The sequence below is a fragment of the Kitasatospora sp. NPDC058965 genome, from assembly GCF_042741245.1.
GTDB lineage: Bacteria > Actinomycetota > Actinomycetes > Streptomycetales > Streptomycetaceae > Kitasatospora.
In genome coordinates this window covers 22,104-30,621 of record NZ_JBHYKG010000071.1, presented here as the reverse complement: position 1 = coordinate 30,621, position 8,518 = coordinate 22,104, and the positions used below count along the sequence as shown (strand labels likewise).

The following is an 8,518-nucleotide window of genomic DNA, read 5'->3' as shown; positions in this document are numbered from 1 at the left end:
CCCGGCCGGGGGCGCGCCCCCCCCCGCCCCCCCCCCCGGCCGCGCGGGGCGCGCGGGGGGGGGCGGCGCCGGGCCCCGCGGCGGCCCCCCCCCCCCACGGCCGTCCGGCCCGCACACCGTGCGGACACGCCGAAAACCGGCCCGGCGCACTGGGCGCTCGGACCGGTCAGGGCACGGAGTCAGGCTCGACGGCGGGACTGGTGGTGGCCGGCTTCGGCCTCCTCCTCGTCGTCCTCGTCGTCGTTGTAGTAATCCGCGTAGGCGGCGTAGGGGTCGTCCTCGTCCTCGTCCTCAACCGGCTCAGGGTTGACCGGACGGACGGGTGTAACGCCCAGCTCGCTGGACAGACGGTTAGCGTCGAAGCCGCCGCTGTTGTACTTCAGCTCGCGGGCGACCTTCGTCTGCTTGGCCTTGGCCCGGCCGCGCCCCATGGGTCGACCCCCTCAACGATGGGGCTCACGGCCCCGAGTCTGACACGTGTTCATGATCGGGAGCGGCTTGCCCGAATCGGGAGAGCCGTCCCTTGGAGCATCCACGGTACCTGTTTCCGCCCCCGGACGGTACGTCGCCGATGTCACGTGGCGCGCACTGTCGCTCCCCGGGACCAGGTCTTTCCTGGTCAAACGGGGAAACGCGGGCATTCACAGGGTGCCCGGTGCGAGCCCGGGACCGTCGTTCTGCGACCGATTATCCCCCGACCGTGGCGCGCTCGACGCCCGATCGGGGGACAAAAGGCATTCCGGTTCCACATTGTGATCCGGAGCGGACCCTCTGGAAGCGGAGCGATCAGCCCCGGCGGGCGCCCGGGAGCAGCACCGTGCGCAGGGCGCTGATCTCGCGCATCCGGCGCTCGGCCAGCCGGTCGGCGGCCACCGCGGGCGGCACGCCGTCGGCGGCGGCCCGGGTGAAGATCTCCAGCGTGGTGTCGAAGATCTTGGTCGCCTTGTTCTTGGCCCGCTCGAAGTTGAAGCCGTCGATCTCGTCGGCCACCTGGATCACGCCGCCGGAGTTCACCAGGTAGTCGGGCGCGTACAGGATGCCGCGGTCGGCCAGGTCCTTCTCCACGCCCGGGTGGGCCAGCTGGTTGTTGGCCGCGCCGCAGACCACCGAGGTGCCCGCCGCGGTCAGCTGGGCGACCGTGTCGTCGTCCAGCGCGCCGCCGAGCGCGCACGGGGCGTAGACGTCCAGCTTGGCGTTCAGCAGGGCCCGGGTGTCGGCGACCACCTCGACGTCCGGGTGGGCGGCCCGCACGCGGTTGACGGCGGCCTCGAAGGGGTCGGTGACGACCACGGTGGCGCCGTCGGCGACCAGGTGGCCGACCAGGTAGTGGCCGACCTTGCCGACGCCCGCCACGCCGACCCGCTTGCCGCGCAGCGTCGGCTGGCCCCAGCGGGCCTGCGCGGAGGCGCGCATGCCCTGGAAGACGCCGAAGGCGGTGAGGATCGAGGAGTCGCCGGCGCCGCCGTGCTCGGGCGAGCGGCCGGTGACGTGGTCGCACTCGCGGGCCACCACGTCCATGTCCTGCACGTAGGTGCCCACGTCGCAGGCGGTGATGTAGCGGCCGGCCAGCGACTGCACGAAGCGGCCGTAGGCGCGCAGCAGGGCCTCGGACTTGTCGCCGCCCTCGGCCTTGGGGGCCGGGTCGCCGATGATCACGGCCTTGCCGCCGCCGAGGTCCAGCCCGGCCAGCGCGTTCTTGTAGCTCATGCCGCGGGAGAGCCGCAGCGCGTCCTCCAGCGCCTCCTCCTCGGAGGCGTACTGGTGGAACCGGGTGCCGCCGAGGGCGGGGCCCAGTGCCGTGGAGTGGATGGCGATGATCGCCTTGAGGCCGGAGGTCCGGTCGTGGCAGAGCACGACCTGCTCGTGCCCGTCGCCCGGGGCGGCGTCCTGCGCGGTACCAAAGATCCGACTCAGCGCGCCTCGTGCGGCGGGCGTCGCGGATGCAGTGCGTACGTCGGTCACTGTGGTGACTCCAGTATCTGCGGGCCCGCTTGCTGTGGTGCGGGCCATCTACGGCGAAGCGTAGTCCGCGGGCCGGGCCGCCAGGGGTGCGGTCCCGGGATCCGGACGGCACTCCGCGGCCCTCCCGCAGTGACGGTGGCACGTGCGACGATGCAGGACGTGACCGCTGTGCGCACCTCCGTGCTGCCGCCCTACGCCGCCCACCTGCGGGTGTACGAGCCGCTGGCCGCCTACCCGGAACCGGAGCGTTCGCGCTGGCAGGCGTACGCGGCCGAGCACGGCCCGGACGCGGCCTCGGCCGGCGAACCGGTGGCCCGGGCGGCGCTCGAGGCTCAGCGGGGGGCGCTCGCCGAACTGCTCCCGTTCGCCTCGCGCGCCCTGCCGATCGGGGCGCCCCCGGTCGACGGGCCGGAGGCGGAGGCCGAGCAGGCCTTCGTCCGGGTGCTGGACGCGGTCACCTACGTCTGCCCGTGGGCCACCCGGCTGCGCAGCTGGCAGGCGCTGGACGAGCTGCGCGAGTCGCTGCCGGTGGCGCTGCTGGACTCGGTGCTGCCGCAGGCCGTGCGGCAGGAGGCGCTGGCCGCCCAGGAGCACTGGCGGGCGGCCCATCCGGACGCCCGGCCGTGGATCCTGACCAGCCGTTGGGAGGTGCCGGTGCGCTGGTTCCTGCCGTTCGGGGCGGAGGACCGGCGGTTCCTGCCGGCCGAGCCCGCCGCCGACGGGCAGCCCGGGGTGCCGGCGGCGCTGTACTACCTGACTCCGATGGCGCAGGCCCGCCGGCGGGTGGCGCGCGGCTACCGGGTGCTGCGCGAGCGGCTGGCCGACGCGCCGCTGACCCTGGGGGCGGAGCAGGTCGGGCGCTGGCTGGAGGAGTTCCACCCGCGCTCGTTGGTGGAACTGGACTACGGCGGCCTGGTGCACGCGATCGGCGGGCCGGAGCTGGCCGCCGACCAGTCGGCGGCCGAGGTGGCGGACGGTCTGGCCGCGCTGCGCGAGGGCGACGTGGAGCGGGCCGAGGGGGCCTACCGGGTGGTGACGGAGCGGTGGCGGCGGGTGCTGGCGCTGCGCCAGGCGAACTGAGCGGGCCGGGCCCGGGCTGACGGGGCGACAACGGGGACGGACGGGGCTGACGGGGGTTCAGGGGTGCGTGGGGGCTGGCGGTTCCGGTGCGACGACCGGATCACTCACCTGTTCGGGAGATCCGGGACCAAGGTCCCGGTTCGGGTCAATACCTGACTAACGTGACACTACTCACCGTTGACCCGAACTCACAGCTAAGGGTAAAAATGGGACAAGCAGCCCAACTCTCCTCTTACCCGCCCACTTTTGGGTGGATCTGGGGTCGGTGTTCCCTTTGGGGGGAAACAGTAGATCTGGGCTCTCCATAACCGGTTGTCACGATATGGTGACTGTCCGCTATGGGGTGGTCCATCGCCATCCGTCGTGCTTGAACCCGTGAGGGGTCAATTTTGGCGGTTTGGTCGATAGGGCTGGACGGATGGTGTAGTTGTAGACACCAGGACAAGCCGTTCGTCCTATAACCGACTCGGTCCGTCTGTGCCATTTCGGGCATCGCGGGCCAAGGTGCAGAATTTGAAGGATAGAACCGCCCTGGTTCGGTTCTCCGAGGAGGCCGCTCATGACCGCTCGTACCCCTGACGCAGAGCCCCTGCTGACTCCGGCAGAGGTTGCCACCATGTTCCGTGTCGACCCCAAGACGGTGACGCGCTGGGCCAAGGCGGGCAAGCTCACGTCCATCCGCACCCTTGGCGGCCACCGCCGGTACCGCGAGGCGGAGGTGCGCGCCCTGCTGGCCGGGATTCCGGCCCAGCGCAGCGAGGCCTGATCCTGCCCCGGCGGCCCGCTCAAGCCCGCCGGCCAGAGGTTTGCAGAAGGGGCTGTTCCCTGGACTCCGCCGGGTCCCGGGGACGGCCCCTTCGGCATGCCCGGCGGGCTGTTTCCGGCCGCCGGTGCGACATGAGCATCAACTATTTCATGACTGTCATTTGACCAGAAAATAGCCCTATCACGCGTCATTTACGGGGCGTGCGGGGCGCGATGAAATCCGTGTGACGGCAGTCGGGAAAGCCCGCGAAGTCCGCCGAAAGCGCGTCGAGAGTCAGTACAATTTTATATATTAAATTAGTCGGTATGCAGGGGGGGTTGCACCTGGCCAAGTTCAAGAAAAGATAAGTGACGACCGTCACAGGCGTCACTCTTGTGGTCCGGGCCGAGCTGACGATAATGACCTGACGGTCCGTCCGGGCCGGCCCGGTGAACGCGAAGAGGCCCGGAACCTTACGGTTCCGGGCCTCTTGCTTGTGGCGACCCTGACGGGACTTGAACCCGCGACCTCCACCTTGACAGGGTGGCGAGCTAACCAACTGCTCCACAGGGCCAGGGATTTCACTGCTGACCTCAGTGTTTCGCCGCTGTTCGTCTCAGCGACAAGACAGATCGTACTGCATGTTTGGCCCCCAGGTCGAACCGGCTCCGGGCGGCTGCCGGTCCGACCTGGGGGAGTGCCTCAGAGGGTGGCCCAAGCGGCGTCCATCGCCTTCAGGATGCGCTTCTCGGAGACCGGCGCCGGTGTGCCCAGCGACTGGGCGAAGAAGCTCACCCGCAGCTCCTCGATCATCCAGCGGATCTGCAGCACCTCGGGGCCGGGCTGCTGCCCGGCCGGTACGGCGGCCAGCAGTTCGCCGTAGGCCCGCTGCACCTCCTGCACCTTCAGCAGGTGCTGCAGGTCGCGCTGGGGGTGGTTGGGCAGCGCCTCCAGCCGGCGGTCCACCGCGATCAGGTAGCGCTTCACGTCGCCCAGCCGCTGCCAGCCGGTGCCGGTCACGAAGCCGGGGTGGACCAGCGAGGCCAGGTGCAGCTTGACGTCGTTCACCGCGCTCAGCAGCACCGGGCTGCTGACCGTCTTCAGCCGGGTGGTGGCCCGGTGAAAGGCGATCAGGGCGCTGGCGGTCTTCAGCGTGGTGTCGGCCGACAGGTCGTACAGGTCGGCCCGGACCTTGTCGTACAGCGTGCCGAAGGCCTCCGCGTCCCAGGCCGGGGCGCCGTTCAGCGCCATCAGCCGGTCGGCGGCGCAGGCGGTGATGTCCTCGAACAGGGCCGGCACCGAGCCGTGCGGGTTGTAGGAGAGGGCGAGCTTGGCCTGGTTGCCCAGCCGGGCCTGGATGGCCTTGGCCGGCGAGGTGGTGGTGAGCAGCAGCAGCCGCCGGGTGCCCTCCCACATCGCCCGCTCCTGAGCCTGCGGGGTGTCGTAGAGCTTGATCGAGACCGACGCGCCCTCGTCGGTCAGGGCCGGGTAGGCGCGCAGCGAGTGGCCCTTGGAGCGCTGCTCGAAGGTGCGCTGGATCAGCGGCAGGTCCGGGGGCCACTCGGTCAGCCCGGAGCGCTCGATGCCGCGGCCGCTGGCCGCCGAGGAGAGGGTCTCCTTGAGCTTCGGGGTCAGCTTGCGGCGCAGCTCCTCCAGGTCCTTGGACTCGGCGAGCCTGCGCTTGCCGTCGACCACCCGGAAGGTCACCTTGAGGTGCTCGGGGATCCGCTCCTCGTCCCAGGCCTCGGGCGGGATCGGCTGGCCGCCCATCCGGTGCAGCACCCGTTCCAGGGTGGGCAGCAGCGGTTCCTGGCGGTTGGTCATCTCGCCCAGCGCCGCCCTGGCGAAGTCGGGGGCCGGCACGAAGCCCCGCCGGATCGCCTTGGGCAGCGAGCGGATCCAGGCGGTGACCAGGTCCGCGCGCAGGCCCGGGATCTGCCAGTCGAAGCCCTCCGAGGAGACCTGGTTGAGCACCGGCAGCGGGATGTGCACGGTGACCCCGTCGGCGTCGCTGCCCGGTTCGAACTGGTAGGTCAGCTGGAACCGCAGCTTGCCCTGCTGCCAGTGGTCCGGGTAGTCGGCCTCGGTGACGCCGCCGGCGGCGTCGTTGATCAGCATCGACTTCTCGAAGTTGAGCAGGTCCGGCTGCTCGTGCCGGGTCTTCTTCCACCAGGAGTCGAAGTGCCGGGTGGAGACGACGTCCTGCGGCAGCCGGGCGTCGTAGAAGTCGAACAGGGTCTGGTCGTCCACCAGGATGTCGCGCCGGCGGGCCCGGTTCTCCAGCTCCTCGACCTCGTCCAGCAGCTTCCGGTTGGCGGCGAAGAAGTGGTGGTGGGTCTCCCAGTCGCCCTCGACCAGGGCGTTGCGGATGAACAGCTCGCGGCAGAGCTCCGGATCGATCCGGCCGTAGTTGACCCGGCGCTGGGCCACGATCGGGACGCCGTAGAGGGTGACCCGCTCGAAGGCCATCACCGCGCCGGCCTTCTTCTCCCAGTGCGGCTCGCTGTAGGTGCGCTTGGTCAGGTGGCCGGCCAGCGGCTCCACCCACTCGGGCTCGATCTTGGCGTTGATCCGGGCCCAGAGCCGGGAGGTCTCCACCAGCTCGGCCGACATGACCCAGCGCGGCGGCTTCTTGAACAGGCCGGACCCCGGGAAGACCGCGAACCGGGCGCCGCGGGCGCCGCCGTACTCGCGCTTCTCCACGTCGAACAGGCCGATGTGGGAGAGCAGGCCGGAGAGCAGCGACTGGTGGATCCGGTCGGCGTCCGGCTCGGCGTCCGGCCGGGGCTCCTCGATCGTCACGCCCAGCTGCTTGGCGACCGTGCGCAGCTGCGTGTAGATGTCCTGCCACTCCCGTATCCGCAGGTAGTTCAGGAACTCGCTCTTGCACATCCGGCGGAAGGCCGAGGAGGAGAGCTCCTTCTGCTGCTCCCTGACGTAGCGCCACATCGCCAGGTAGGAGAGGAAGTCGGAGGTCTCCGAGTTGAACCGGCGGTGCCGCTCGTCGGCGGCCTGGCGCTTCTCGGCCGGGCGCTCGCGCGGGTCCTGGATGGAGAGCGCCGCGGCGATCACCATGACGTCGCGCACGCAGCCGTTCCGGTCGGCCTCCAGCACCATCCGGGCCAGCCGCGGGTCGACCGGCAGCTGGGCGAGCTTGCGGCCGAGCTGGGTCAGCCGCTTGCGCGGGTCCTTCTCGTCCGGGTCGAGCGCGCCGAGCTCCTGGAGCAGGCTCACGCCGTCCTTGATGTTGCGCGAGTCCGGCGGGTCCAGGAACGGGAAGGCGGCGATGTCGCCGAGGCCGGCGGCGGTCATCTGCAGGATGACCGAGGCCAGGTTGGTGCGCAGGATCTCGGCGTCGGTGAACTCGGGGCGGGCGAGGAAGTCCTCCTCCGAGTAGAGCCGGACGCAGATGCCGTCGCTGGTGCGGCCGCAGCGGCCCTTGCGCTGGTTGGCGCTGGCCTGGCTGATCGCCTCGATCGGCAGCCGCTGCACCTTGGTGCGGTGGCTGTAGCGGGAGATCCGGGCGGTGCCCGGGTCGATCACGTACTTGATGCCGGGCACGGTCAGCGAGGTCTCGGCCACGTTGGTGGCCAGCACGATCCGGCGCGAGTTCGAGCGCTGGAAGACCCGGTGCTGCTCGGCCGAGGAGAGCCGGGCGTAGAGCGGCAGCACCTCGGTGAACTTGAGGTTCAGCTTGTTCAGGGCGTCCGCGGTGTCGCGGATCTCCCGCTCGCCGGAGAGGAAGACCAGGATGTCGCCCGGGCCCTCGGCCTGGAGCTCCTGGGCGGCCTCGCAGATCGCCTGGACCTGGTCCCGGTCGCGGTCCACGGCGTCGTCCTCGGCCTCCGCCTCGGCGGTGTCCTCGACCAGCGGGCGGTAGCGGACCTCGACCGGGTAGGTGCGGCCGGAGACCTCGACGATCGGGGCGTCGCCGAAGTGGCGGGAGAAGCGCTCCGGGTCGATGGTCGCGGAGGTGATGATCACCTTGAGGTCGGGGCGGCGCGGCAGCAGCTGTTTGAGGTAGCCGAGGATGAAGTCGATGTTGAGGCTGCGCTCGTGCGCCTCGTCGATGATCAGGGTGTCGTACTGGCGCAGCTCGCGGTCGGTCTGGATCTCGGCCAGCAGGATGCCGTCGGTCATCAGCTTGACCAGGGTGTCCGCACCGACCTGGTCGGTGAACCGGACCTTCCAGCCGACCGCCTCGCCCAGCGGGGTGTCCAGTTCCTCGGCCACCCGCTCGGCCACGGTGCGGGCGGCGATCCGGCGCGGCTGGGTGTGGCCGACCAGGCCCTTGAGGCCGCGGCCGAGCTCCAGGCAGATCTTCGGGATCTGGGTGGTCTTTCCGGAGCCGGTCTCGCCCGCGACGATCACCACCTGGTGGTCCCGGACCGCCGCCAGGATCTCGTCCTTCTTCTGGCTGACCGGGAGCTCGGCCGGGTACCTGATGGCCGGCACGGCGAGCCGGCGCTGCTCGATCCGCTGCTCGGCCTTGGCGACCTCCACGGCCAGCTCGCCAGCGATCGCGGCGCGGGCCTCGGGCTTGCGCACCCGGCGGGCCCCGTCCAGCCGGCGGCCGATCCGCTGCTGGTCGCGCAGCATCAGCTCGGGCAACCGGGCCGCCAGGTCACCGATGGTCGGTGCGTCGGCAGGCTGGACTGCGGGGGAACTCATCGCGGGCATCCTTCAAGGATTGCAAGGAGGAGCGCCCGGGCGCACCTCGGTTTCTCGGCG

The 8,518-nt window shown here is 70.8% G+C and carries 5 protein-coding genes and 1 tRNA gene; 2 read left to right on the top strand and 4 right to left on the bottom strand.

Going from position 1 to position 8,518, the window contains the following annotated elements; genetic code table 11:
• Positions 1-179: 179 nt before the first annotated feature.
• Together ACFW1A_RS14830 and ACFW1A_RS14825 are read right to left on the bottom strand one after the other, a co-directional pair.
• The gene (locus ACFW1A_RS14830) at positions 180-431 is read right to left on the bottom strand and encodes a DUF3073 domain-containing protein (RefSeq protein WP_380408895.1); all 252 of its coding nucleotides are present in this window, start codon (positions 429-431) and stop codon (positions 180-182) included.
• A 355-nt stretch (positions 432-786) separates the two neighbouring features.
• Entirely contained in the window at positions 787-1,962 is a 1,176-nt protein-coding gene (locus tag ACFW1A_RS14825; RefSeq protein WP_380408893.1) for a Glu/Leu/Phe/Val dehydrogenase dimerization domain-containing protein, read from the bottom strand.
• 150 nt (positions 1,963-2,112) lie between these two features.
• Here ACFW1A_RS14825 and ACFW1A_RS14820 point away from each other — a divergent pair, with 150 nt between their 5' ends.
• Together ACFW1A_RS14820 and bldC are read left to right on the top strand one after the other, a co-directional pair.
• Positions 2,113-3,042, top strand: a complete 930-nt coding sequence (locus tag ACFW1A_RS14820) for a hypothetical protein (protein WP_380408901.1) — start codon at positions 2,113-2,115, stop codon at positions 3,040-3,042.
• A gap of 559 nt (positions 3,043-3,601) precedes the next feature.
• The gene (gene bldC / locus ACFW1A_RS14815) at positions 3,602-3,808 is read left to right on the top strand and encodes a developmental transcriptional regulator BldC (protein ID WP_110667320.1); all 207 of its coding nucleotides are present in this window, start codon (positions 3,602-3,604) and stop codon (positions 3,806-3,808) included.
• A 476-nt stretch (positions 3,809-4,284) separates the two neighbouring features.
• Here bldC and ACFW1A_RS14810 read toward each other — a convergent pair.
• Both ACFW1A_RS14810 and hrpA read right to left on the bottom strand, forming a co-directional pair.
• Positions 4,285-4,361: transfer RNA gene (locus tag ACFW1A_RS14810), tRNA-Asp, on the bottom strand.
• Between the two features lie 128 nt (positions 4,362-4,489).
• Positions 4,490-8,458 carry an ATP-dependent RNA helicase HrpA gene (gene hrpA / locus ACFW1A_RS14805; protein WP_380408891.1) on the bottom strand — a complete coding sequence of 1,323 codons (3,969 nt, stop codon included), beginning with the start codon at positions 8,456-8,458 and terminating at the stop codon, positions 4,490-4,492.
• Between the last annotated feature and the right edge of the window lie 60 nt (positions 8,459-8,518).

Excerpts from the sequence above, each read along its gene's own strand:
- ACFW1A_RS14820 (WP_380408901.1), top strand. The coding sequence starts at position 2,113 with ATGCAGGACGTGACCGCTGTGCGCACCTCCGTGCTGCCGCCCTACGCC.
- ACFW1A_RS14830 (WP_380408895.1), bottom strand. The coding sequence starts at position 431 with ATGGGGCGCGGCCGGGCCAAGGCCAAGCAGACGAAGGTCGCCCGCGAG.
- bldC (WP_110667320.1), top strand. The coding sequence starts at position 3,602 with ATGACCGCTCGTACCCCTGACGCAGAGCCCCTGCTGACTCCGGCAGAG.
- hrpA (WP_380408891.1), bottom strand. The coding sequence starts at position 8,458 with ATGAGTTCCCCCGCAGTCCAGCCTGCCGACGCACCGACCATCGGTGAC.